Source organism: Turicibacter bilis (assembly GCF_024499055.1).
GTDB classification, from domain to species: Bacteria; Bacillota_I; Bacilli_A; order MOL361; family Turicibacteraceae; genus Turicibacter; species Turicibacter bilis.
Window position 1 is genome coordinate 906,039 of sequence record NZ_CP071249.1, and the last position, 25,130, is coordinate 931,168.

Sequence of the window (25,130 nt, forward strand, 5' to 3'; positions counted from 1 at the left end):
CTATAAAGCCCCCTCTTTAGCTCTTAACTGTCCACAAGCCGCGTCGATGTCACTTCCTAACTCGCGTCGAACAGTTGCATTAATCCCACGTTTTTTTAATGTCTTCTCAAATTGTTCAATATGTTCAATTGGTGTACGATCAAACCCACGTTCCGGTACATAATTCACCGGAATTAAATTGACGTGACAATTCATTCCTTTTAATAAGTCCGCTAATTTTGTTGCACATTCTACTGTATCATTGACATTTTTAATTAATCCATATTCAAAAGTGATACGACGATGTGTTTTATTTACATAAAACTTCGCCGCTTCCATTAACTTTTCTAATGGATAAGCACGGTTAATTGGCATTAATTGCGTACGCAATTCATCGGTTGGTGCATGTAATGAAATCGCAAATGAAACTTGAGGATGATGCTCGGCAAAATCATAAATTTTCGGAACAATCCCACTTGTTGAAACAGTAATATGACGTGCTCCAATATTTAACCCTTTATCATCATTAATAATATTAATGAATCGAGTTAAATTATCATAATTTTCAAATGGTTCTCCAATTCCCATCACAACAATATGACTAACACGACCTTCTGTTTCATCTAAGTATTGTTGAACACGTAAAACTTGTGCTACAATTTCCCCTGCCTCTAAATTACGTTTTAAGCCGCTTAAGGTAGAAGCACAGAACTTACATCCAATGCGGCACCCAACTTGTGTCGTCACACAAACAGAATAACCATAGTTGTGACGCATTAACACCGTTTCAATTAAGTTTCCATCTGCTAATTCAAATAAAAACTTTGTTGTTCCATCACTTGCGATTTGTTTTTTACGTTCTGATAAGGTTGTGAAATCAAATGTTTCACTTAATAAATGTTTTAAATCTTTCGGTAAATTACTCATCTCATCAATTGATGGCACACGTTTTTTATATAACCAATCAAAAATTTGTTTCGCACGAAACTTTGGTTGGTTATTGGCTACTAACCAATTCTGCCAATCTTCAATATTTAAACTAAAAATGGATTTAAACTCCATATTAGCACCACCATTTCTACTAAATTCGTTAAAGTCATTGCTGTGTCAGTCATCTATCTATATAGAAACAGATCAATCATTTACATTGCCTAACTCAAAGTTATAGTCTTAAACTATCCTAAACTAAGGCTAACGCCAGAAATAATCACGTTTACCGATGTAAAAAAACGACTGTTTCTTCTATATATTATCCTGCTAAAACACAGATTCTCATGCAATCATTTCTGAAATTAAGCTTGGCGCTTTAAGCAAGCAATAAAGAAACCATCTGTTTGATAATCACCTGGGAATAATTGAACCATTCCATTTTTCGTTTGCTCGTGTAAAACCTCTGGAAGTCGATTGACTAATGTTGGATCGAGTTCATATTCTGGATGTTGTGCTAGGAATTGCTCAACCATTTTGTCATTTTCTTTACGATTTACGGTACATGTACTATAAACCAGTGTTCCCCCTACTTTAACTAATGGGGCAACTGTATTTAAAATTTTCTTTTGAATCATCATGATTTCATCTAAATCCGAAGGTTGTTTCGTAATTTTAACTTCTGGATGACGTCTTAAAATACCTAATCCTGAACATGGAGCATCAACTAAAACGGCATCAAAGCTATCTGACTCATAACGTTCATTTAAAGTTGTTGCATCTTGCAATGTCGCTACGACGTTTGTTAACCCTAAACGTTTCACATTATCTTTGATTAATTTAATTTTATGCTCATAAACGTCATGGGCATAAACCGTTCCTGTTTGACGCATTAACTCTGCTACATGTGTCGTTTTTCCACCAGGTGCTGAGCATGTATCTAATACTTTCGAATGATGTTTTGGTTTTAACGCACGTGCGACTAGCATTGACGATTCATCTTGAACATAGAACCATCCTTGCTCAAAAGCCTTCGTCTTAATCACATTACCTTTTAAAATAAGTAGTGCATCTTGGCTCAAATTACCATACTCACATGTGATGCCTTCCGATTCAAGTTTTTGCTTTAATTCTTCACGTGTTCCACGAACACCATTGACACGAATCGTCACATTGACACGCTCATTATTAGCACGAGCCATCTGAATCGTTTTTTCCCAACCGAATTGCTTACTCCACAATTTAATCAACCAAAGTGGATGTGACGTTTCAACCGCCAAACGCTCCGCCTCATCTTTAATCGTATCAAGACTTGGCAATGGGGTACGTGTCATTTCACGTAAAATAGCATTCACTAATTTGCCATTAAATTGCCCTCCACGTTTTTTAGCAATCTTAACCGCTTCAGAGATTGCTGCGTGTTCTGGGACACTATCTAAAAATAACATTTGATATAGGGTCATTTGAATTAAAATACGAACCCATGCTTTGACTTTTCCGTTAAAGAAGGGTGTCACATAAAAATTCAATAACTGTTCATGTTGTAATGTTCCATAAACCAATTCAGTCATGAAATTTTTATCTTGAACTGTTAACTCATTTTTTTCAATTTGTTCACTTAAAGCATGATTACTATAAGCTCCATCTATTAAAATATCGGTTAACGTCTGCAATGCCAATTCGCGGGCATTTGCCATAATACCACTCCGTTCTCCTGTTTACCTGATGTATGTATAGTGATGTCATTTTATATTATAACATAATCTGCCTACTTTCATCTGTCATTTCACACAATTCTCCCCTAAATTCATCAGTCTTTCCTCATTGATTGAGAAATTTTAAAAAAGTTGCTTCTAAATTAGAAGCAACTTTTTGATTATTGTGTTTTATCAACAATTTTACGCCCGAAGTTCCCTTGAACTTGTGAACTTTGTAAGACGTTCGTAAACGAGTTTGGATCGACCTCATTTAATAATTGTAAAGCAATATATAATTCATAGCTTGAAACAACCATCATTAATAAACTACGATTTTGATGCGTGTAAGCTCCCTCCGCATTAATAATAGTAATCCCACGACCTAATCGACTTTGTAAAGTTGAAATCACCTCATCTTGCTTATTTGTGACAATAAACACTGTATAGCTTTGATGTGGAGTATGAATACGGTCAATAATTTGCATTTGAACAAAGATTAATAAAATCGTATATAATGCAATTTCCCATCCATCAACACATCCTGCAATTGCAATAATCACACAGTTTACAGCAAATGAGTATTGACCAAATGACCCTTGCGTTCTCATGGATAAAATTTGTGATAAAATATCAAGTCCTCCCGTTGAACCGCCATACTTTAAGATCGTTCCACTACCTAAAGCATAAATCATTCCACCAACAACGATATTTAATAACACATCATCAGAAAAAGAAATTTCTGGAACAATATTTAAACCTAACGTCATCAGTGTTACCGTATATAGCGTATGATAGGTGAAACGTTTCCCAATAAACTTATATGAAATTAGTAATAACGGGATGTTAATTGACCAAATAAGCATTCCAAGATTAATCTTAATCCCCCATGCACTATAAAGGAATCGACTAATTAACTGAGAAATCCCTGTGACCCCACCTACATATAACCCCGATGGATTGATAAACCAGTTAATTCCAATGGAGAATAGTAAAATCCCAACCGAAATCATTGCTAAACTTTTAAATTCTTTTTTCAAATGTTCTGCCTTAATAATACCCATTACTAAATTCCTCCACTTCCGTTTTTCATGCAGCTTTCTCTCTATTAAAACGGAATCTTTGATTTAATTCTTGAGAAATTATAACATGTTTTCTCCCGACAGGAAACGAAAAAATTGTTACTATTTTGTGTACATCCACATACAATTTATCCCATGATTTTAGAGGTAATTATTCCATGAAAAAAAGCACCTAAAAAAAGGTACTTTTTGTCTATGCTTCATAAATAATCATAGCCGAATAACTATAAACCTGTCCCTCTGTATCACTGAAGTGAGAGATAGAGTATTTAATATCTATGACCGATTGATAAGGTAATGTTTTTAAAAATTCATTGACGACACTTTCTAAATCTAGCTCATGTTCTTCATCAAAACATTTCACTTGAACCGACATTCTGTCTCCCTCCTATCACATTAAAGACAGAATACCATTCGAAGCTTTGAATTTTTGTCAAAAAACAGAAATCTATTTAATTTCTTTTCTAACAAAGTGACCTTGAACCATCTCACTACGCACGACGTTTGTGAAAGCATGATCATCAACCATTTTAATAACCGCTAATGCTTCATATAACTCATAACTTGATAATACTATCATCAACACACTTTTATTATTCTTTGTATAAGCACCACGGCCTTCTAAAACCGTAATTCCTCGATAAAGTTGTTTTTGAATCGCATCAATCATTTCATCTTCTTTACTCGTTACGATATATAATGTCAAATTTTGATGAATCGTATGAATTCTATCCACGACGACGGACGTAATGTAAATTGAAATAATAGTATATAAGGCTGTTTCCCATCCTTGTGTAATTCCAGCTAATAAAATAATAACTGCATTAATACCAAATGAGTACTTTCCAAAAGAACCATTAAACTTCATTGAGATGTATTGTGAGACAATATCTGTTCCCCCAGTTGATGCACCAATTTTTAAAATCATTCCTACACCAACACCGATTAACACCCCACCAAATACAGCGTTTAGTAAAATATCATCAGAGAATTTTCCCATGGGAACTAATTCTAAAATGATGGATTGCAACACAACTGTTAAAATACTTAAGACAGCAAATCGTTTTCCAATTGAACGCCACGCTAAATATAAAAGTGGCACATTCAATAAGAAAATTAATCCACCTAAACTTAAATGAATCCCAAATGCAGAAGAAGCAAAGGCTATTATTAACTGCGCAATCCCTGTCACTCCACCTGTATATAGATTAGCAGGCGAAATAAACATATTCATCGCTAACACATATAAAAATACCCCTATAATCATAATCCCTAAGTTCTTCAGTTTAATTGAAACTTGTTCATTTTTTAAAATATTCATCTGTTCCACACTCCTTCTCTGATGTCCTGATGAATAATTAGACTTATTCGTTTGAATCTGTGTCTTCTTTTAAATAAGTCCATCCATCTTCTTGATAAACTTTTCCCTCTTTCATTAAACGCCCTAATGCACGCTTAAATGAGGCCTTACTCATTTTAAAGACACGACGAATATCGTCTGGTTCTGATTTATCATAAAACGGCATCGCCCCACGACGTCCCATTAAATATTCTAAAATAATGTCTGAGTCTTCCACAATCGCAAATTCCTTTTGTGGAATTAATGACATATTAAATTCACCATTATCTTTTACACGTACGACACGTCCCTCAACTACTTCTCCAAGACGTGGTTCTTCACGACGTTCACTTTCATGAATGAATCCCATGTATCCTTCTTCTGTAATGACGTTTGTTCCGATTTTACCTGTACGAATTACACGCGCTTTTACCTTTTTACCATGTAATGATTGTGGCGCCTCCTCTTTAACTCCGCCAAACTCTTGTGGGCGAGCTAAGATTGCAAATAAGTAGTTTGATTGTGATTCTTTTAAATAACAATACACATAATCTCCGACTTGTGGCCATAATGATTCGAAAATTGGTAAGTCTGATGGTGCGATTAAAATGTTTTTGTTAATTCCGATATCAACAAAAACTCCTAAATCTTTACGCACATCTACTACTTCAACCCAACCGAATTCTTCTGTTGTCACTGCTGGCTCTTGCATCGTTGCTGTTAAACGTTTTTTTGCATCATAATAAACGAAGACTTCGATTGTTTCTCCAACTTCGATAGGATGCGTTACTTCTGCTTGATGTAAGAAGAACTCTTCACCATCTAGCATTAATGTATAACCAAGTGGCGTCTGACGCTCCACTTTCATTTCATGAAATTTTCCTGCTAACATTTCATCACTTACTTTCCTTTTAAAGTCAATATATTATAACATGCACCAAAATTCGTGAAAAGTGGAAATTGCTTTTTCACTCTATTTAATCGTTTTATGTATCAAATCACATATAATTTTATTATCACCGACGTTACTTAAATCAATCCATCTTTTTCTTATTTTTTAAATTTGAACATCTACTCATTAAATATTCATTTTTAAAAAAACATTTACCGTCATGAGCAGGAAAAAATAAAAGATCAACCCTACCTAACTAAAACCAAAGATTTCTACTCATTCAAACACGATGACAAATCTATATAGAAACAGAAACCTTTTCTACATTTAATATAGCAACTCAAATATATGATAGTCATACCGTGAGTCACCTGCCATGCGAAGCATGTTTCCTCCATTGGTAGGGAATGCAAGGCAGACTATCGTCCAGGGGTCACCTAGCAGCTTCACTTGTGAAACAATCCACCATTGCTAGGGAATGGGTCACCTGGCAGATTGTCGAAGACAATCTAATCCTCAACTGCTAGGGATTTAAAATTTTTTACAATGTAAAAAACTTATCTGGACTTATATATCGAAGCATAAAGTCATGAAAACTGTATGACTTTGCAACATTCATTTTATGTTTATAGCGATTCGGATGAACGTTAATCTGCTCATATTAAAAGCCTTAGAAACTCCTAAAGGGTTCTTAAGGCTTTTTTTCTCTTTCAAATTAAGCAACGAAGTCTTCCTTTTCAACTTGTTCCATAATAAATAATAAATCAGCTTCAACTCGCTCATAACGGCGATGATACGTTAATAATTTATCATTTAAATCAACCGTTAAACTTTTTAACTTTTGAAGATATAAAAATAACTGTTCATTTCCAGTCTTAAGTGGTAATCGTTCCACATGAGCTTCTAATTCATACACTTTTGCTTCCCACTCTTTAATACTCATGGTTGATTGTTTTAAACTTTTTTGTGTATGATGCTGTAAATCCTCAAGTTTTTTATACAATGAAGCTTCTAAATAACCATATTGTTGCCACTCTGAACCTAATGACAATAAAATTGAACGGATACGTAATAAATTTTTTAAGTGTTTCGAGACATGATAAGAGGCAAAAAAGCCATCCTCATATAACACTTTTGCTAACATGAAATTTTTCTTATATGCCTTTTTAATATTCATTCTCGCCATAACCAACACCACCCTTTACTAAAACTTAAGTAAATTATAATATATTTTTAGTAAAAAATACACTATTTTACATGAATAAAAATCTTATATCAAAAAAACTCACCAGCCTTCGCTAATGAGTTATAATATATTCTTCAAAATAACAATCATTAAACTTAAAATAAAAAGGTGAAGAGGATAAAAAGCATAAAAGAAATATTTATTCAGCTTTATTGATCCTTTCTCTCCATTGTATTTCGAAATTGGCCATAAGGCAGCAAGACAGAACAATTGAGCAACACACTGTAAATACACTAAAACTTGTAGAATCATTCCCAACCCATCGGTCGTCACAAAGCCATATCCATCATGAATAAAAGATGAAACAGAGGACCACATGCCAATCGATTGACCATATAATAATAAATTAAGGACAACCAGCATAATACTCATACGAGTTTTATTTTCAAAAAAGAGATACATCATAAAAATGGTGAGAATTCCATAAAGGTCATAGTCTGTTCTTAAATTTGCAGCCATTAAGCCTATGAGAATAATAAATAATCCCCCTATAAATTTAAATCCTTGATCTTTAGAGATATTATCATATCCCCAAATGGCTAATAAACCTAAAGCCAAGGTGAAAAAGACATTTTGGTGAGTGAATTCTAACCATCTCCCTGAAATAGCAACATCAAAAAATGGCTCAGAAATCAAAGCAAAAATACTTAATCTTAATAAATATTTTTTCCGATTACTCGTGTGGTAGAACCCATTGACAATCAAAAAAGCAAAAATTAGAAATGAGATTCGTCCAACTAAACGCATGATGACCATCAATCCTTCAAGCGCAATAAACGTGGTCATATTTTCAGTATATCCTTGTAAAAAAGGGATGATAATTGCACCAATATGATCAATCAACATGGTGATTAGAGCGATTATTTTTAATTGCGAGGCATCTAACCCTTTTTTCTTTTCAATCACACAACCTTGACTGATATCTAACTGATTTTCTAACTCCATTCAAGCACCCTCTCTTCCAAAATTTTCTTAAATTATAACATGAATCACTCAAAATAACCACTATAAAAAAGACAGTCTTAATCGACTGTCTTTTAAATAACTAATCTAAATCACAAACTAAACGTCCTTCTAATAAACTACGTCCGATTGTTTTTCCAAGCGTTAGTACGTCAGCTAATTTTTCTTCATCAGGTTTAAAGCATAGCTTAACCGGTTCAACCATTTTTAATTTTAATTGGGTTAAACGGGCATGAACATTATCTACCGCTTCTCCACTCCATCCATATGAACCGAAGGCTGCACCAAATTTCCCACCATGAGTCACGGGATTCATTCCTGTTAAGACATCCCAAACAATTGGCACTGCATCTTTATTCACAGTTGTTGCTCCGATAGCAATCGCATCAGCTGCATATAAATCCGCAAATAATTGTTCTTTTACCTCTGGGAAGCTCTTAATATCTAAATCATATAAACGAACTGTGACATTCGGGTTAACCATTAAGATTCCTTCTTTAACTTTATCAGCCATCATCTTTGTATATCCATAAGCTGATGTAAATGGAATTACCACTAATTTTTCTGTTGAGAAGTCTTCCGTTGACCATTCTTTATAGATATTCATAATTTCTTCAATGCGTGCATCTAATACCGGTCCATGTCCAGGGCAAATCATCTTAATATTTAATCCCGAAAGAGTCGCAATTGCTTTTAACACATACGTTTTAAATGGTGCGAAGATTGGATTATAATAGTTTAATAATGCATCCATGTAGTCGTCATTTTTTTCTACTGGTAATTTTGACATTAATACATCATCAAACGCATAATGACTACCAAATGAGTCACATGTAAATAAAATTTCTTCTTCTACTAAATAACTATAAATAGTATCTGGCCAATGTAAGTTTGGTGCTGAGATGAATTTTAATGTACGCCCACCTAAATCTAATACATCATTCATTTTTACAACTTGTGATTTGAAATCAATATTCACAATGTTACGTAAATAACGAATAGCTACGGCTGAAGCAATAACCGTAATATTTGGATTTAATTTGATTAATTTTTCAATTGATCCTGCATGATCGGGCTCTGTATGATGAACGATGATATAGTCGATTTCATCAATTGAAACATGTTTTTGAATTTTTTGAAGATAATCTTCAAAATAAGGCGCTTTCACTGTATCAAATAACGCAACCTTGTCTTCTCCTTTTACAAAATAAGAATTATATGATGTTCCATATTTTGTTTCCATAACAACGTCAAACACTTCAAGATCGTGATCTTGAATCCCTAACCAGTAAACATTTTCAACTAGCTTCAAACTCTCCATTAACTGATCTCTCCTTTAGAAAATTGCGAAGTATTTTATATAGTTTTTTTACCTTTAAAGTTTAACATACTATCCTTTTTATTCCCAATAATATGCACTTTAATTTTAAACATTATTATGTTTTAAATTTATTTCTACTCATGTAACTCTAGTGGTAGACCATCTGGGTCTCTAAAAAAGACGAATCTTGTATTAGTATATTCATCTAGACGAATCTCTTCAGTCTCAATTCCTTTATCTTTTAACATGTTAACAGCTGCTTCTATATCATCTACTTTAAAACAAAGGTGTCTTAATCCACATGCTTCTGGATAAGATGGACGCTTTGGACTATTTGGAAATGAGAATAGCTCAATTTCACTGTCTCCAATTTTTAAATCTAATTTATACGAATTACGGTCGATACGATAATTTTCTCGAATCACTTCAAAACCTAAGACATCCACATAAAATGATTTCGATACCTCATAATTAGAAGCAATAATCGCAACATGATGAATATTTTTAAACATCAATCTCCCCCCTCTTTTATCTATCATTTTACTAGCTTTACTCCAAAAAAACAAACGCTACCTTAAATGATAAATAAGAAATCATCATTTTTATAAATCATAAAAATTTACTGTTTCTATTATTAGCCTATGTGATAAACATTTAATGAGTTTAAGACTTATACCTTCAATAAATAAGCTTCATGTGTGACTATATATAAGCCGAAATATCTTTCAAATTTTTTGAATAATACATAGTTCTTAAGGCTTTTTGATACTCGGTCACCTACCATGCGAAGCATTAATCCTCAACTGGCAGGGTATAAGACATCCTATAGTCCAGGGGTCACGTGTCATTTTCGAAGAAAATGTATCCTGCATTGGCAGGGCTTAAGTTTTTACGACGTGAAAAACTTATCGGGACTGATATATAAACAAAAAAGTTTTTCACATTATTTACTTCAGACTAAAACCATAAAAACATTGATATCAAGACATCCTATAGTCCAATTAAATTTTTTTACGATATGAAAAAATTAATGCAACTTATATATAGAAAAAGAACTAAACTTTCGTTTAGTCCTTTTAGAAATTATAATTTGTTTGGTTCTTCGTAGTCAACACCTTTAGTATCAACTGTCACTGATTTCATGACTTGCCCAATGACTGGTTGATCTAAATGGTTACATTCTACGCTAGCAATTTGATCAACAACATCGATTCCTTCAATCACTTTACCGAAGGCTGCATAGCTTCCATCTAAATGTGAAGAATCTTTATGCATGATAAAGAATTGTGATCCAGCTGAGTTTGGAACGTTTGTACGCGCCATAGAAATAACTCCACGTTCATGTTTGACTGGGTTGTCAAATCCATTTGATTTGAATTCTCCGTAGATGCTGTACCCTGGTCCACCAATTCCTAAACCTTGTGGGTCTCCACCTTGAATCATGAAACTACGGATGACACGGTGGAAAATAACACCGTTGTAGAATCCTTTGTTTGCTAATGAGATGAAGTTACGAACTGACTGTGGAGCTACTTCTGGATATAATTCGATTTTCATTACTCCACCGTTTTCCATTTCAATTGTTGCCACTGGATTCGTATCTTTTGAGTATTCTGTTTGTCCAACATATTGTTTTGCCATGTCTTACTACCTCCTATAGATTATTTCTTAGTTGAATTTCTTTCCAACTTCAATTGGATGTGAACCATTTAAAAGGCTTGCAACATCCATACGTTTTTTACCTGAGATTTGAATATCTGTAATCTTTAATCCGGCATGATCACCACATGCCACCACGATTCCATCCTTTTCAACTTTCACAATCGTTCCAGGTTCAGCATCATATAAATGATTATTTGGTTCGGCCCACCAAATTTTTACTGATAACTCATCTAATTGCGTGAATGCTACCGGCCAAGGGTGAAGTCCACGAACTTGGTTATATAAAACATTGGCTGGTTTATACCAATCAATACGCTCATCTTCGCGCTTAATATTCCATGCAAATGTCGCTTCTTCATGATTTTGAGGAATTGCCTCGATCTCACCTGCTAATAATTTAGGTAATGTTTCTGCTAAAAGCTTCGCCCCAGCTACACTTAATTTTTCAAACATACTTCCTGTGTGATCTTTTTCCTCAATTGGAACAACCACTTTACTAATCATGTCTCCTGTATCCATTTTGACATCCATGTACATGATTGTAACTCCTGTTTCTTTTTCACCATCAATAATCGCTTTATGAATCGGTGCACCACCACGATATTTTGGTAATAACGAAGCGTGGACATTAATACATCCGAACTTTGGTGCATCTAATAAAATTTTCGGGATGATTTGACCAAAGGCAGCTGTAATAATTAAATCTGGATTCCAATCTAAAACTGTCTGATAATCTTCTTTAATTTTTTCAGGTTGGAACACTGGGATGTTGTGCTCTAACGCTTTTTGTTTAACTGGTGTTGGTGTTAAAATACGTTTACGTCCAACCGGACGATCAGGTTGTGTGACAACCCCAACGACTTCATAACCTTCTTTAATAATTGTTTCTAAAACAGGAACTGAAAAGTCAGGAGTTCCCATAAATACAACACGTGTCATGTTGTCCCTCCTCTATTGTAGCTCAAATCACATCTAGCATATGGATGTGAGATTAAACGATAAATCTAGACTCTAATTATTATTACCACATCTATCGACATTTTACTACCATCTTTAGTAAGTTTTTTTAATTAATTAAACTGATTTGGAAAAAAATCAAGTGATAAGCTCACTGAACCTTCTTGGAAATACATTAAAAGCTGAGACAAAATAGCTCTTAACCTCGGTTCCTGCTTATATTTAATCATAAAATACATGCGAAAGCGCTGATTAATTCGCCCAACATACGGCATAGTTGGACCAACAATAATACAGCTATGTCCAAGTTGATTTCGTAAATATTGATTCACTTTATCGCATGCCATAATAAGATCATTATAGTCTTCACTACTCATCATGACACTGGCTAAATAATAATATGGTGGATAGCCAAAACGACGGCGCATCTTCATTTCTTCGACATAAAATGCATGATAATTTTGCTCAACGACACATTTCATGACGTAATGTTCTGGACTATAGGTCTGAATAAATACTTCCCCTTCTAGTTCATGACGACCCGCTCGACCTGCAACTTGAGTTAATAATTGGAAGGTTCGTTCAGCGGCTTTAAAATCAGATAAATGAAGCATTAAATCAGCCGCTAAGACACCAACAAGGGTTACATCTGGGAAATCAAGTCCTTTTCCCACCATCTGTGTCCCAATTAAAATATCGGCTTCTTTTCGTTCAAAGGCTGCAATGAGCTCTTGATGTGAACCTTTTTTTGATGTCGTATCTACATCCATTCGCATAATACGTGCACCCCGAAATTGATCTTGTAAATATTCTTCAACTTTTTGAGTTCCTAAACCAAAAAATCGTAACTCTTCACTCTGACAAGATGGACATCGTCTTAAAATGAATGACTCAAAGCCACAATAATGACATTTTAATTTTTGATTTGGTTTATGATAGGTCAGTGAGACGTCACAATTTGGACAATTCACCACTTCTCCACACTCGCGACATTGCATAAAGTTCGAATAACCTCGACGATTTAAAAGTAACACGACTTGTTCCTGACGCTCTAAACGCTTTGCAATCGCCTCTTGCAAAACATCACTTAAAATCATTTGATCACTGACCGTTGAATGTTGACGCATATCAATCAATTTGACCGTGGGTAACTTCGCTGTAGAAACGGCACGCTTCGATAACGTTAATAATCGATAAACCCCTTTTTGAGCACGAGCAAATGATTCTAAAGACGGTGTCGCACTTCCTAACACAACTGGACATCGATGCGTAATTGCACGCTGTTTAGCTACTTCAATCGCATGATAGCGTGGCGCCTCTTCCTGCTTATATGTCGCCTCATGCTCCTCATCAATAATAATAATACCGATGTCTTTAAATGGAGCAAAAATTGCTGAACGTGCGCCCACCACAATTTGTACTTCTTGTTTTAAAATCTTACGCCACTCATCATACTTCTCACCCATTGACAAAGCACTATGCAAAACGGCTACTTTATTTTGGAAGCGACTTTTGAATCGCCCTGCAATTTGTGGTGTCAAGGCAATCTCTGGTACTAACATAATCGCCTGTTGCCCTTTAACCAACACATTTTCAATCATTTGTAAATAAACTTCTGTCTTCCCACTTCCTGTAATACCATGTAACAAAAAGATATCGCATGCATTTTCCTCGCACGCATGAGCGACAGTAGTCACTGCAACTTGCTGTTCTTGATTTAACTTTAACGCCTTCGATTGTTGATGCACCACATCTGCGTATGGATCACGATAGGCTTCTACCTCGATTTCTTTAATGACCGATTTATCTACAAGTGTTTTCATAATGGCATGAGTAACTTGTAACTCATCCATTAGTTGAGACTTTAAAACGGGGTTCGGCTGTGCTATTAAATATTCTAACACTTGCTTTTGCTTCGCTGCGCGATTAAATGATGATAAATCTAATTTCGGATCGACAAGTGCGATATATTTAATCATCTTTTTACCAAGCTGATCTTTCACTTCATAAATGAGTTCAACTTGTTTATGTTCAATTGCTTGTTTAACTTCTTTTAAAAGGTTAGCAGGGATTTGCTCATAATCAATGACGCGTGAATTTTGAAATAGCGACGCTAAATTTGGCGATAACGTGTCACTTAAACAAAGAAGCTTTTTCTTATATTTTGCACGCATGGCATTTGGAATCATCGCCTCGAAACATTGAATCATCGTACTTCCTGTTTCTTCACTTAAACTCATTCCAAGCTCACGCAACTCATCATTTAAAACTGGAACGACATCAATCAGTTCTTTAATCGGGCGTAGATTTTGTAACTCCGTCTGTTCTTTTAACGAAATAACAAAGCCCATAATCGTGCGAGGTCCAAATGGAACTAAAACACGAACACCAGGTTGAATTAAATGTGCTAATTCTTCTGGCACCGTATAATCAAAGACTTTATTCACAGCTTTATTTTTAATATCAACAACAACTTCAGCAATCACTTTGGCACCTCCCCAATTCATTACCTTTATTATAACACACGACATATTTTGATAAACGTACGCAAAAACAAAAACCTTAGCATTCGCTAAGGTTTAATCATTATTGTTCTTTTAATTCGAAATCAACAACGTCGTTTAATAGTTCTTCTAAAGCAACCCCAACTGGTTTTGCACATTTAGCTGTTGGTAATCCGTCAACATAATCTAATTGTGATTGTCCAGCGTCAACAATTTGACGTGCACGTTTTGCAGCAATGTAAGCGATTTTGTATTTAGAATCTACTTTATCTAATAATTTATCGATTGATGGATAGCGCATTCCTGTCATTACTATTCAACCTCCACAATATTCTTATTATAATATTCTAAGACACGGTTTGAGCGTGAATGCTCAGCTTCAATGATTGCCATAATACGATCACGAGCATTTTCTACCGTATCATTGATAACGATATAGTCGTATTCATGAGCAAGTCCAATTTCAGACTCTGCTTTTTGCATACGTTTATTAATAACTTCCATCGCTTCTGTTCCACGAGTCATAATGCGATTACGAAGCTCTTCCATGCTAGGAGGAGCAATAAAGATGAAGCATGCATCTGGCATTACATTTTTAACTTGTAATGCACCTTGAACTTCGATTTCAAGAACAACGTCTTTTCCTTCATCTAATTTTTGTTTCACATAATCAAGCGGTGTTCCGTAATAATTTCCAACGAATTCAGCCCACTCTAATAATTGACCTTGATCAATTCTATCTAAAAATTCTTCTTTTTCAACGAAGAAATAATCCACACCATGAACTTCTCCAACGCGTGGTTTTCTTGTTGTCATTGAAATTGAATACTCTAAATTATGGTTTTCTTGTTCGAATATTGATGCGCGCACAGTTCCTTTTCCTACACCACTAGGACCTGATATGACTATTAGTACGCCTTTTTCTACTAATCTCATGCATTCACTTCTCCTTAAACTTTCATTCCACTATAATAGCATGAATTTCAACAAAATTAAATAGCTCGACACAGAATTTATCATGAATTATTTTACAGTTCATTTTAGACATTTTAGAAATATCTATACACACAGTATGATTATTATGAGATTTTTCAGTTATTTTTATGTCTAACAGTTTTAAAAAATGATATACTTTTGAATATAAATTCATTGTTAAAGAGGTGATTTTTAATGGCTTTTGATGGTCTTATGACGTCTAGTGTCGCTGCTTCCTTAAAGGAATCGCTACTTGCTGGGCGTATCAATAAAATTTATCAATTATCAAACCACGAAATTTTAATGCAAATTCGTGCGCAAGGAAAAAATCAGAAAGTGTTATTTTCAACACATTCATCTTATGCTCGTGTGCAAATCACAAAGCTTGATTATCAATATCCAGATGAGCCACCGATGTTTTGTATGTTTTTAAGAAAACATCTAGAAGGTGGAATTATTTATAACATCGAACAGATTAACCATGATCGTATCATCAAGTTTACGATTCGTCATATCAACGAACTCGGTGATCAAATGATTAAATTTTTATATATTGAGATTATGGGGAAACATAGTAACTTAATTTTAACAGATGCGACGCATCGTATTTTAGATACGATTAAACATATCTCACCTCTTGTCAATCGTTATCGTTCTTTACAACCGGGTGCTACCTATATTTTACCGCCTACGCAAGAAAAACAACTCCCAACAGATGTTGACTTTGAAACCTTCTCAAGCTTAATTGTTGAAGGTGAACGTTACGATAAACAACTGGTCGCTAAGTTCCAAGGCTTATCTCCACTCATTGCGCGTGAAATCATTTATCGCAGTGAATCAGATTCAATCAAAAATATCTATGACTCGTTTACAAATGTCTTGACTAAAATTCAAAAAGCACCTACTCCTCATGTCATGATAGCGTCCAAAGAATACTTCTACCTTCTTCCGCTATATCATATTGAAGGAGAACTGATTCCGTGCGTTACATTATGGGACATGTTTGACCGCTATTATTTTGGAAAAGATGAACGCGATCGTATTAAACAACAATTCCATGATATTGAACGTTTTATCCGTCAAGAATATGACAAAAACGTAAAAAAACTTGAAAAGTTAAATGAGGAATTAGTGAATTCCGAAAAAGCGGAGCAGTATAAAGTTTTAGGTGAGTTAATTTTAGCGAATATCTATCAAATTAAACGCGGTGACTCAGTTGTGCGTGTACAAAACTTCTATTCAGAGAACCTAGAAGAACTTGATATTCCATTAGAGCCGATGTTATCAGCATCTGAAAATGCTCAAAAATACTTCCAAAAGTATACCAAAGCTAAAAATGCGGTGAATTATATTTTAGAGCAACTCGAGTTAACCGAAAAAGAGATTGCTTACTTTGAAACGCTGATGATTCAAATTGAAACAGCAACGTTAAAAGATGCCTATGAGATTAAAGAAGAACTTGAGTTAGCAGGGTATTTACGTAAACGTCAAATTAAAAAACGTAAAACGAATGGAAAACCAAACATCGAGAAATATTTATCAACAGACGGTGTCGAGATTTTCGTTGGGAAAAATAATTTACAAAATGATTACTTAACCCATAAATTCGCCCGTCGTCACGAATGGTGGTTCCACGCTAAAGATATGCCAGGTTCGCACGTCTTAGTTCGAAGCGATGCCGATGAGTTAAGCGAAGCTACGATTCGTTCAGCGGCACAGCTCGCATCTTATTTCTCAAAAGGGCGCTTATCATCAAGTGTGCCTATTGATTACACACGCGTACGCCACGTTAAAAAAGTACCTGCTGCCCATCTTGGATTCGTCACATATGAGAATCAAAAAACGATTTATATCGATCCAGATGAAAGCTTCATTATGAACTTAACGAAATTAAAATAACAAAGGGGCTGTCTCAAAATAGATGACCCTTTGAATTAAAAAACTACAGTTTACAAAAAAAGGCAGTCCCATTCGGGACTGCTTTTTTGTATACTTTTTTTATGCTAAAAAAAGAAAATATACCTCAAGATTATACAACTTATTCAGCTGGATATCAACTCTCTTTAACGATGGATATTCAAGTTTATATTGCACCTCATGACCCTGTACGTTTGCTTAATCAATTATTGGAGGGATTAGATGATAAAAAATTATTAAGCACTTACTCTGATAAAGGGAGAAATTCTGTCGTACCACCGGTTATTATGTTTAAGATTTTAGTTTACGCGTATATGAATCGCGCTTTCTCTTCGCGAGAAATTCAGCGACTTTGTCAACGGGATATTCATTTTATCTGGTTGTTAAACGGTTATCCCGCGCCTAGCCATCATACGATTAATCGATTTAGAAAACATCATTTAAGCGATGGTGTCATGGAAGATTTATTTGATCAATGGATTGAGCGTCTTCACGCCTTAGATGAAATTCATTTTAAAAACCTATTTATTGATGGAACAAAAATTGAAGCGAATGCCAATCGTTATTCCTTTGTTTGGTTAAAATCAGTCACTAAAAATGAATCTAAACTTCATACAAAAATTGAAAAACTGCTTCAACAAATCAACGAAATGTATCTAACAACGTATCAGTTCAATTCGAATCAACCCTTAGATGTTTTAGAATCTTGTTTAATGAATTTGAAACAACGAGTGATTGAACAATCCATTGAATTTGTTTCTGGAAAAGGAAAGAGAAAAACCGTTCTCCAACGTCAAGTGGAAGCACTCGAGGATTATATTGAAAAACAGAACATGTATTTGACGTATCAAGAAAGGATTGGCGAGCATCGTTCAAGTTGTTCAAAAACGGATGTTGATGCCACTTTTATGAGAATGAAAGACGATCACATGAAAAATGGTCAATTAAAACCAGGATATAATGTCCAAATTGGCGTTGAAGCGGAGTATATTGTGCATGTTGGAATCTTTAGTTCGGCCAATGATGTCACGACTTTGATTCCCTTTCTGACATCCATGGAATCTCGATTATCTAACACATTTGAACGGGTGATCGCAGATGCAGGTTATGAAAGTGAAGAAAATTATGCTTATTTGAAGGAGAACCATCAAAAAGTTTTCATTAAGCCTCTCAACTATGAAGCCTCAAAAACAAGAAAATATAAAGCTCAACTGGGGAAACGAGAAAACATGGCATATGATGAACTCACAGATACCTATACGTGTGCCAATGGAAGAGTGTTAAAACCGATCGAAGTTAAAAGTCGAGAAAGTCGGACGGGATATCGAAAAGAAGTCACGATTTATGAATGTGAAACTTGCCAAGATTGTCCCTTGCGTTCCAAATGTACAAAAGCGAAAGAAGGAAACCATAAACGAATAGAAGTGTCTAAAAAAATGCTTTCGCTAAGAACAGAGTCACTTGAAAATATCCAAAGTGAAGAAGGGATTATTTTAAGAAAGAATCGCTCCATTCAAGTTGAAGGTGCTTTTGGCGTGTTAAAACAAGATTACGGCTTCAGAAAATTTTTAACCCGTGGAAAAGTTCATGTCACAGTAGAAATGTTGCTTCTATGTTTTGGATATAATGTACAAAAATTACATAACAAAATCCAAAACAATCGTTGCGGGCAACAACTCCATACACAAAAAGTGGCTTAAAAAATCAGAATATACGGTCATTTTGAAGGAAAGAAACGTCCTTCTTTTCATCGTACTCAAAAATAAATTCAATCCATAAAATTCAATCCAGGGCCTAATTTTTTTACGATGAATAGCCAAAAAAAGGAGCATGTCGCTCCATGACTATAAAATTTTAGTCATTTTGAGACAGCCCCTTTTAATGAGTTTTCTTTTTATAAACGCTCGTATGTAAAAACTGTTCGTAGACCACTTCCCCATCAGCATTATAGCCATAAAGCGTCGTATCTGCCTTTAGCCCGCCATCATAGATGATCGTTTTAGGACGATAAGTAATGCCATGTAGCGCTTCGGAATTCGACCAAATTTCAACCGTTAGGCTTCCATATTGCGCATAAGTATGAATGTAGATTGGATATTCTAGCGTGTTAATGAACTTTAAATCAATCGCATTATCCGCCATCGTGGCATCTTGACCGAGTGGAACATAACTAACTGGCAAACTATGATTGCGTCGCTCAGTGGCGATAATACCTGCCTTAAGTTGAGCATTATAAAGGGTTGAAGAGACTTGGCAGATTCCCCCTCCAACTCCAGGAACAGCTCTCCCATTTAAAAAAATCGTTGCATTCACATAACCATGCGCGCCATCAACCGGGGACACCTTTTCTGCATAAGAAAACTGTTCACCCGGCATCAAAATCGTATGATTGATTTTAGATGCGGCTAGCTCAACATTTTTAGCACGAGGAATTCCTGTTGGATAATCTGTCGAATAAGAGGAAATCTTAGTGTTGATCATTTTTAACTGCTCAATATCTCGTTCACGAGGATCAGTCATCACATTTGCCTCAACCTCAATCGGATCCATAGAACTTATATCCAGTTCCTCAATTAACATATCCCTTAATTCTTCGGTCAAAATGAGTTGACCATCTTGACCTTCATTTAATTTTAAGATTCCGTAACCAGCCATTTCGAATTTCGGTTCCACTTTTTCAACATAAACCTCTTTCTCGATCATTCGCGCCCATTTTTCAACTTCATCATGATCATAAGTATAGCCGACCGTAAATTCATAACGCATCGGCTCTTTGATTTGAGAGGCCTGTTCCATTAGTTCTAAATCTTTTCCAATCGCAATAATTTCATCAACTAACTGGTCCATCTCTTGATTAACCGTCGGATTAAACTGTGATAACGTTGTTTCAAAATCTTTTTCTCCAACATGAACGATGATTTTCCGTTCTTTATACTGCTTTATTTGATCATCAATCATCGCTTTAATCTCATCTCGATTTAAGTTCGACACGTCTAAATCATTAATGAAGATATTTGGTAAGGCGATGTCTTCATACGCTAACACTAACGCTTTCGCATCTTGAAATTCAAACACCTTATATGCAATGAACGATAAGATAAACACCGTATTTAAAGAAGCAATGATTAAGCGAATGATTCGTCCTTGATTCATCTCCATCTCCTATATACCTCCTTTGTTAATGATTTTAGTGTCTCTTCTTAGGTTGTCGAGTGAATGTAATATTTATTCTCACAGACGACAATTTCACCAATTTTTTGTTTTGAAGTCAGCATTTTCCCAGTTGTTAGGTACGTGTGTTGACCTTGTTTTTTCACTTCTCTCTCATATACCTCATCCCAATAAAAAATAGGTTGCCCACATAACTGAGACTGGATTCTTAATAAGTAGATTTTATTTTGAAGTATTAATCGTTGCTTTTTCGTCTCATTTAACCGTGTATATAATAACTGAAGAGGATTCTCTTGACTCATCAGCACTTGTTGTTGAATATTTTCATAGAGTCGTTGCCATTCACTCTGTTTTGGAAAATTTTCTATTGACCATTTGGTGAAGCTCTCATCATAAGCATCCCGTTTCGCTAATGCGTTTGATTTCACCCTTGGAATAAATAATCCTGACGGACTCACATGATACTGACTCCGGATGCGATTAATCGATTCATCTATTTGATGCTTGTCTAATCTAAACGTCGATTGATTCGTTGAAATAAGTGTTTTTAAGACTTGTTGTCTCAAGGTTAATTGTTCGAGTTCATATAATTGTTGAGCCATCATTTGACTAATATCAGATGAAAAACATTGAAAATGAGTTAACTTTAATCGTGATAAATCAATTAAATCAATTTCAGATTCATGATTGAGTTGCCCTGAAATGAGCTTTAATGCTACAAATCTCTTTCTGAGTGTCGGTGATAACCGGCACGCTAACGTTTGTAATTTTAAATTTCCACCTTCAATAAAAAAATATTGTCGAAAAATATAACAATCTAACTTCAAGTCCGTTTGATTTTGTTTCGCAACACCTTCGACTTTTACCGTGAACGTCACATTTTGTTTGGTCGTACTAGCTCGAACTTGAATAATTGGAAAATATAACTTATCATGTGCCGTAAAGGTCACCCGACCATCGTCTTGTTTAATGGGAAATCGAGCTTCATTTTTATAATAAAGCTGAGAGAAGGAATCGTCTAAAATCATTTGAATCAATTCAAACACCGATAATGGAATAAACGATTGCACTCTTAATGCCTGCCGTGTGTATCGGGCTTGATTAATCGCTGCTAAACTTCGACTTATTTCATTGATGGAATACCCTTGATGGATGATTGGGAAAAGCTCTGTCTCTTGAAGTAAAAAAGAGGCATCATCAATCTGACGTTGCTTGATAAGATAGTAGCCATAAGCAAGCTTAAAGTGTTGTTCAATCTCCTTTGAAACTTCATCAGCTGACGCTGGAACTTCTTGTTGTTCAAGTTTTAACGTTTCATCAAAGGTCACCACGAGTTGAGGAAGCGTCAATAACTGTTTAGGCTGATGAAGATGTAACGTTTGGGCCATGAGAAAATAGTCCTTATTAAATAGACAGATTTCCTGATGAGCGCCTTTTTTTAGTGAACTTTTCCATTGCTTGAAATGAGTTCGATATGTCTTTAAGTTTTGATAAGGATAAAAATCACCTGTCCGACTTGTCGTAGCTAACCAAGTTAAAAAATTTAAGTTATATGTTCCTATCCCTACAATATGCGTCATGACGTGTTGCTTCGCCAAATCAAGCATCCAACCATAACATCTCGATTGCTCCACGACAATGGAATGACTGGATGGATAAAGATGACCGTCTGTCACCACAATGAGCTGGATTTCTTCCTTATCCTTTTGTTTCGTTAACATGGCAAATGTGGTTTCAAGGGCAGACGATAACACCGTCCATTCATCACCACATCGTTCTTCTAGACGCTTGTGTAACTCTTCAGTAAGTAGATCTTTATCTATAATAAACTCTTGATTGACAAGCCAATCGTCTTCAAATTCATTCCCAAACAGTAAAATGGAAAGTTTATGGGATACATTTAATTGATGAATGGTTTCATGAACAATCTGCTTGAGGTCTTCTAAATAAGGAAGCATACTTGCTGAGCCGTCAATTAATAAAACTGTATGCAATAGATTATTTCTTGTTTGATGGTTTCCAATCTTATAAAAATAGCATGTCCTAGTTAGTTGTGGTGTTAAACGTAGTTGCTTTCTTCCTAAACTTTGAACACTTATTTGAACTTCTTTATTCAAAGCAACCGCCCCCTCATATGTAGTCACTGCTACCCAATATATGAGCGGGGCTTCGTCATTATTCTAGCAAACTTTAAAAATAGAAATTGGTCACTTTTTGTAAATCAACGACACATTCATCATATTTCGATGATTCTTTTTTCATTAAATCTGATGGTAGTCTCTATGGTTGTCAGTTTCTGTACTTTTGCTTCTAACCCTTAACAGAAAACCATTTGACAGTTATAATAGTGAATACAATCATTATATAGGGGGCTTCGTCATGAATTTTATCGCTATCGACTTTGAAACAGCAAATGAAAAACGTGCGAGTGCTTGTTCACTCGGGATGACGATTGTCAAAAATGGACAAGTCGTTGATGAATTATATTATTTAATCAAACCTAAGGAGTTAAGATTTAGTCCGATGAATACATGGATTCACGGATTAAGAGCTCATGATGTGAAAAATGCAAAAGAATTTGATGCTCTTTGGCCTGAACTTGAACCTTACTTTAGAAATAACTTTGTCATTGCTCACAATGCATCCTTTGATATCAGTGTTTTACGTGCGACCTTAGACGCCTATAGCCTTCCTTATCCATCATTTGACTATGGCTGTACGATGCTCTTAGCAAAAAACTTCTTTCCTATGCTTGAAAATGCCAAACTAAATACTGTTAATCATTACTTAGGACTTGAATTTAATCACCATCATGCGGGCGCCGATGCGTTTGCCTGCGCAAATATTTTATTAAAAGTTAAAGATGAGCTTAATTCCTTAACGATTCACGACGTGTTTGATCAAGTTGGAATTAAACCCGGAAAAGTGTATGATAAAGGTTATCAAGCACCCAAAAAAGGGCATTCGACCTTAACTTCTAACCGTCAATTCCAACGAATTACCTCACCGTTGTTTAATAGTCAAACAGACTTTTTCAAGCACAAAACAGTCGTCTTTACTGGTCCTCTTCAATCACTCTCACGCACAGAAGCGATTGCTTTAATCGGCCAATTAGGTGGAACGGTAGGCAGCTCAGTTACGAAAAAGACAAACATTATTGTGACAGGGATTAAAAACATTTATGAACTCTCTGCTGATGAAATGAGCACAAAACTAAAAAAAGCCATTCAACTAGTGTATCATGGTCAAGAAATCCTCTTTTTAAATGAAGACGAGTTTTTAAAAATTTTAACCTCATCATAAAAGGCATCCTCACTAATCGAGGATGCCTTTTGCTTTAAAAATATTGAATATGAACAACTTTTCCAACTTTAATTAAAATTTCTTCTAGCTCCTCAATAACTCGTAATTTAATGCTCAATTCTTTAGGAAAATCAGGATTTTGATGAGCCGCATTAATGGCCCTACCAATCAGTAATTGAATATGCGTACATTCCTCATACAATAACTTCGCTAAACGTGCTGCTCCATGTCCTTCTTCAAGTTTTTCAAATCTCGAATTCATTTGCACATCTTTTAAAATCTCGACGGCTCCTTTAATCGTCAATACGCCTTCTGTGACTAAATCAATCCCACGAATGGAAGCAATCGGTGGAAAACGTGGATCAATATAATCAAAACTCGTCTGTATCTCTTCACCAATTTCTCGTGCCACAATATTAGCGGCTGTTCCTCCACAAATAATTTTCTTCCCGCTACTTTTCATGAGTGTTTTGACAACCTGTTGATCTTCTAATTTCACCTGTGGCGGTCCAGCAAATAAGGTTGCCCATTTGGGTTTCATAACTTTTAAAGTCGCCACCGTTGTGTCATCCCCCGGTTGACCGACATATAAATCAGAACACACGTCAAGCAATAAATTCGTGATTTCACGAGCTGTCTTTTCTTCATCAATGACTGACTGTAAAAAACAAGACACTTCTGGCCAACTCCATCCTAAATTTAAAATCGTCCCAACGCCTGCATGAATCACACCATCACTTGTTAACACCAGTGTATCGCCTTCTTGTAAAACAAATTGACTTTCTTTAATTGTTCGCCCATTAATACAACGCTCTGTACTTTCTAAAGGTTTTACCCCTCCATCTCGAATAAAAAACACACTAGGATTATCGATCTCTACCACATAGACATTATTAGAGACGTCAATTTTAACGATAGTTAAGGTCGAATAGGCAAGCTTTCTCACTTGACAAACCGGGAGGGTATGAACCATTGTATCAACCACCTCATCAATCGAAAGTCCCGCTTTAAGCATCGTAATTGCAATTTTTGAACTCAACGTTGCTAGAATATTTGCTTTAACTCCACTTCCTAGTCCATCCGATAAAACTGCAATCACACAATCAGTCGTTCGAAAAAATTCAACTTTATCTCCACAAAGTTCTTCTCCTACCTTATTTAAACTACGACAAGCAAAATCGACAAAGTAATTCATCAC

21 protein-coding genes are annotated in these 25,130 nt (G+C 35.2%); 3 read left to right on the forward strand and 18 right to left on the reverse strand.

Annotated elements, in window-relative coordinates; translation table 11 throughout:
* From rlmN to gmk, 15 genes are all read right to left on the reverse strand, one after another.
* Nucleotides 1-1,041 carry a dual-specificity RNA methyltransferase RlmN gene (gene rlmN / locus J0J69_RS04210; protein WP_055242121.1) on the reverse strand — a complete coding sequence of 347 codons (1,041 nt, stop codon included), beginning with the start codon at nt 1,039-1,041 and terminating at the stop codon, nt 1-3.
* A 230-nt stretch (nt 1,042-1,271) separates the two neighbouring features.
* Nucleotides 1,272-2,603 (reverse strand): 16S rRNA (cytosine(967)-C(5))-methyltransferase RsmB, encoded by a 1,332-nt coding sequence (gene rsmB / locus J0J69_RS04215; protein ID WP_212724591.1) that lies wholly within the window; start codon nt 2,601-2,603, stop codon nt 1,272-1,274.
* Nucleotides 2,604-2,782: 179 nt separating this feature from the next.
* A complete protein-coding gene (locus J0J69_RS04220; RefSeq protein ID WP_055274818.1) occupies nt 2,783-3,664 on the reverse strand; it encodes a YitT family protein in 882 nt (293 codons plus the stop codon).
* Nucleotides 3,665-3,875: 211 nt separating this feature from the next.
* On the reverse strand, nt 3,876-4,058 hold the full coding sequence (locus J0J69_RS04225; RefSeq protein ID WP_055242115.1) for a sporulation protein Cse60: 183 nt from the start codon (nt 4,056-4,058) through the stop codon (nt 3,876-3,878).
* Between the two features lie 72 nt (nt 4,059-4,130).
* On the reverse strand, nt 4,131-5,003 hold the full coding sequence (locus J0J69_RS04230; protein ID WP_212725681.1) for a YitT family protein: 873 nt from the start codon (nt 5,001-5,003) through the stop codon (nt 4,131-4,133).
* A gap of 43 nt (nt 5,004-5,046) precedes the next feature.
* Nucleotides 5,047-5,913, reverse strand: a complete 867-nt coding sequence (locus tag J0J69_RS04235) for a CvfB family protein (protein WP_055274816.1) — start codon at nt 5,911-5,913, stop codon at nt 5,047-5,049.
* A 715-nt stretch (nt 5,914-6,628) separates the two neighbouring features.
* A complete protein-coding gene (locus J0J69_RS04240; protein WP_055242109.1) occupies nt 6,629-7,099 on the reverse strand; it encodes a hypothetical protein in 471 nt (156 codons plus the stop codon).
* Between the two features lie 120 nt (nt 7,100-7,219).
* Entirely contained in the window at nt 7,220-8,104 is an 885-nt protein-coding gene (locus J0J69_RS04245) for a TraX family protein (RefSeq protein ID WP_212725682.1), read from the reverse strand.
* 100 nt (nt 8,105-8,204) lie between these two features.
* Nucleotides 8,205-9,443: an FprA family A-type flavoprotein gene (locus J0J69_RS04250; RefSeq protein ID WP_212725683.1), complete on the reverse strand. Its 1,239-nt coding sequence runs from the start codon at nt 9,441-9,443 to the stop codon at nt 8,205-8,207.
* A gap of 134 nt (nt 9,444-9,577) precedes the next feature.
* Nucleotides 9,578-9,955, reverse strand: a complete 378-nt coding sequence (gene gloA2 / locus J0J69_RS04255; RefSeq protein ID WP_055242103.1) for an SMU1112c/YaeR family gloxylase I-like metalloprotein — start codon at nt 9,953-9,955, stop codon at nt 9,578-9,580.
* A 571-nt stretch (nt 9,956-10,526) separates the two neighbouring features.
* Complete coding sequence (locus J0J69_RS04260; RefSeq protein ID WP_055242101.1) at nt 10,527-11,084, reverse strand: peptidylprolyl isomerase; 558 nt, start codon at nt 11,082-11,084, stop codon at nt 10,527-10,529.
* Nucleotides 11,085-11,111: 27 nt separating this feature from the next.
* Complete coding sequence (fmt, locus tag J0J69_RS04265; RefSeq protein ID WP_055242099.1) at nt 11,112-12,044, reverse strand: methionyl-tRNA formyltransferase; 933 nt, start codon at nt 12,042-12,044, stop codon at nt 11,112-11,114.
* 131 nt (nt 12,045-12,175) lie between these two features.
* Entirely contained in the window at nt 12,176-14,548 is a 2,373-nt protein-coding gene (priA, locus tag J0J69_RS04270; protein ID WP_212725684.1) for a primosomal protein N', read from the reverse strand.
* A gap of 100 nt (nt 14,549-14,648) precedes the next feature.
* Nucleotides 14,649-14,876: a DNA-directed RNA polymerase subunit omega gene (gene rpoZ / locus J0J69_RS04275; protein WP_055242094.1), complete on the reverse strand. Its 228-nt coding sequence runs from the start codon at nt 14,874-14,876 to the stop codon at nt 14,649-14,651.
* Nucleotides 14,877-14,878: 2 nt separating this feature from the next.
* Entirely contained in the window at nt 14,879-15,502 is a 624-nt protein-coding gene (gene gmk / locus J0J69_RS04280; protein WP_055242092.1) for a guanylate kinase, read from the reverse strand.
* 234 nt (nt 15,503-15,736) lie between these two features.
* Here gmk and J0J69_RS04285 point away from each other — a divergent pair, with 234 nt between their 5' ends.
* Nucleotides 15,737-17,440, forward strand: coding sequence for an Rqc2 family fibronectin-binding protein (locus tag J0J69_RS04285; protein ID WP_212725685.1), 1,704 nt, complete (start codon nt 15,737-15,739; stop codon nt 17,438-17,440).
* A 101-nt stretch (nt 17,441-17,541) separates the two neighbouring features.
* A complete protein-coding gene (locus J0J69_RS04290; protein ID WP_256637850.1) occupies nt 17,542-19,158 on the forward strand; it encodes an IS1182 family transposase in 1,617 nt (538 codons plus the stop codon).
* 178 nt (nt 19,159-19,336) lie between these two features.
* Here the strand turns inward: J0J69_RS04290 and J0J69_RS04295 are convergent, their stop codons facing one another.
* The gene (locus J0J69_RS04295) at nt 19,337-20,617 is read right to left on the reverse strand and encodes a VanW family protein (protein WP_212726051.1); all 1,281 of its coding nucleotides are present in this window, start codon (nt 20,615-20,617) and stop codon (nt 19,337-19,339) included.
* A gap of 41 nt (nt 20,618-20,658) precedes the next feature.
* Nucleotides 20,659-22,746 carry a vWA domain-containing protein gene (locus J0J69_RS04300; RefSeq protein WP_212726052.1) on the reverse strand — a complete coding sequence of 696 codons (2,088 nt, stop codon included), beginning with the start codon at nt 22,744-22,746 and terminating at the stop codon, nt 20,659-20,661.
* 262 nt (nt 22,747-23,008) lie between these two features.
* Between J0J69_RS04300 and J0J69_RS04305 the strand changes: the two genes are divergently transcribed.
* Complete coding sequence (locus J0J69_RS04305) at nt 23,009-23,932, forward strand: exonuclease domain-containing protein (protein WP_055242082.1); 924 nt, start codon at nt 23,009-23,011, stop codon at nt 23,930-23,932.
* A gap of 34 nt (nt 23,933-23,966) precedes the next feature.
* On the opposite strand, the gene J0J69_RS04310 is transcribed toward J0J69_RS04305, so the two are convergent.
* Nucleotides 23,967-25,127, reverse strand: a complete 1,161-nt coding sequence (locus J0J69_RS04310; protein WP_055274802.1) for a SpoIIE family protein phosphatase — start codon at nt 25,125-25,127, stop codon at nt 23,967-23,969.
* Between the last annotated feature and the right edge of the window lie 3 nt (nt 25,128-25,130).

What these genes read in the sequence shown, in the direction of transcription:
- rlmN (WP_055242121.1), bottom strand. Translation starts at nt 1,041, where the DNA reads ATGGAGTTTAAATCCATTTTTAGTTTAAATATTGAAGATTGGCAGAAT.
- rsmB (WP_212724591.1), bottom strand. Translation starts at nt 2,603, where the DNA reads ATGGCAAATGCCCGCGAATTGGCATTGCAGACGTTAACCGATATTTTA.
- J0J69_RS04220 (WP_055274818.1), bottom strand. Translation starts at nt 3,664, where the DNA reads ATGGGTATTATTAAGGCAGAACATTTGAAAAAAGAATTTAAAAGTTTA.
- J0J69_RS04225 (WP_055242115.1), bottom strand. Translation starts at nt 4,058, where the DNA reads ATGTCGGTTCAAGTGAAATGTTTTGATGAAGAACATGAGCTAGATTTA.
- J0J69_RS04230 (WP_212725681.1), bottom strand. Translation starts at nt 5,003, where the DNA reads ATGAATATTTTAAAAAATGAACAAGTTTCAATTAAACTGAAGAACTTA.
- J0J69_RS04235 (WP_055274816.1), bottom strand. Translation starts at nt 5,913, where the DNA reads ATGTTAGCAGGAAAATTTCATGAAATGAAAGTGGAGCGTCAGACGCCA.
- J0J69_RS04240 (WP_055242109.1), bottom strand. Translation starts at nt 7,099, where the DNA reads ATGGCGAGAATGAATATTAAAAAGGCATATAAGAAAAATTTCATGTTA.
- J0J69_RS04245 (WP_212725682.1), bottom strand. Translation starts at nt 8,104, where the DNA reads ATGGAGTTAGAAAATCAGTTAGATATCAGTCAAGGTTGTGTGATTGAA.
- J0J69_RS04250 (WP_212725683.1), bottom strand. Translation starts at nt 9,443, where the DNA reads ATGGAGAGTTTGAAGCTAGTTGAAAATGTTTACTGGTTAGGGATTCAA.
- gloA2 (WP_055242103.1), bottom strand. Translation starts at nt 9,955, where the DNA reads ATGTTTAAAAATATTCATCATGTTGCGATTATTGCTTCTAATTATGAG.
- J0J69_RS04260 (WP_055242101.1), bottom strand. Translation starts at nt 11,084, where the DNA reads ATGGCAAAACAATATGTTGGACAAACAGAATACTCAAAAGATACGAAT.
- fmt (WP_055242099.1), bottom strand. Translation starts at nt 12,044, where the DNA reads ATGACACGTGTTGTATTTATGGGAACTCCTGACTTTTCAGTTCCTGTT.
- rpoZ (WP_055242094.1), bottom strand. Translation starts at nt 14,876, where the DNA reads ATGACAGGAATGCGCTATCCATCAATCGATAAATTATTAGATAAAGTA.
- gmk (WP_055242092.1), bottom strand. Translation starts at nt 15,502, where the DNA reads ATGAGATTAGTAGAAAAAGGCGTACTAATAGTCATATCAGGTCCTAGT.
- J0J69_RS04285 (WP_212725685.1), top strand. Translation starts at nt 15,737, where the DNA reads ATGGCTTTTGATGGTCTTATGACGTCTAGTGTCGCTGCTTCCTTAAAG.
- J0J69_RS04290 (WP_256637850.1), top strand. Translation starts at nt 17,542, where the DNA reads ATGCTAAAAAAAGAAAATATACCTCAAGATTATACAACTTATTCAGCT.
- J0J69_RS04295 (WP_212726051.1), bottom strand. Translation starts at nt 20,617, where the DNA reads ATGGAGATGAATCAAGGACGAATCATTCGCTTAATCATTGCTTCTTTA.
- J0J69_RS04305 (WP_055242082.1), top strand. Translation starts at nt 23,009, where the DNA reads ATGAATTTTATCGCTATCGACTTTGAAACAGCAAATGAAAAACGTGCG.
- J0J69_RS04310 (WP_055274802.1), bottom strand. Translation starts at nt 25,127, where the DNA reads ATGAATTACTTTGTCGATTTTGCTTGTCGTAGTTTAAATAAGGTAGGA.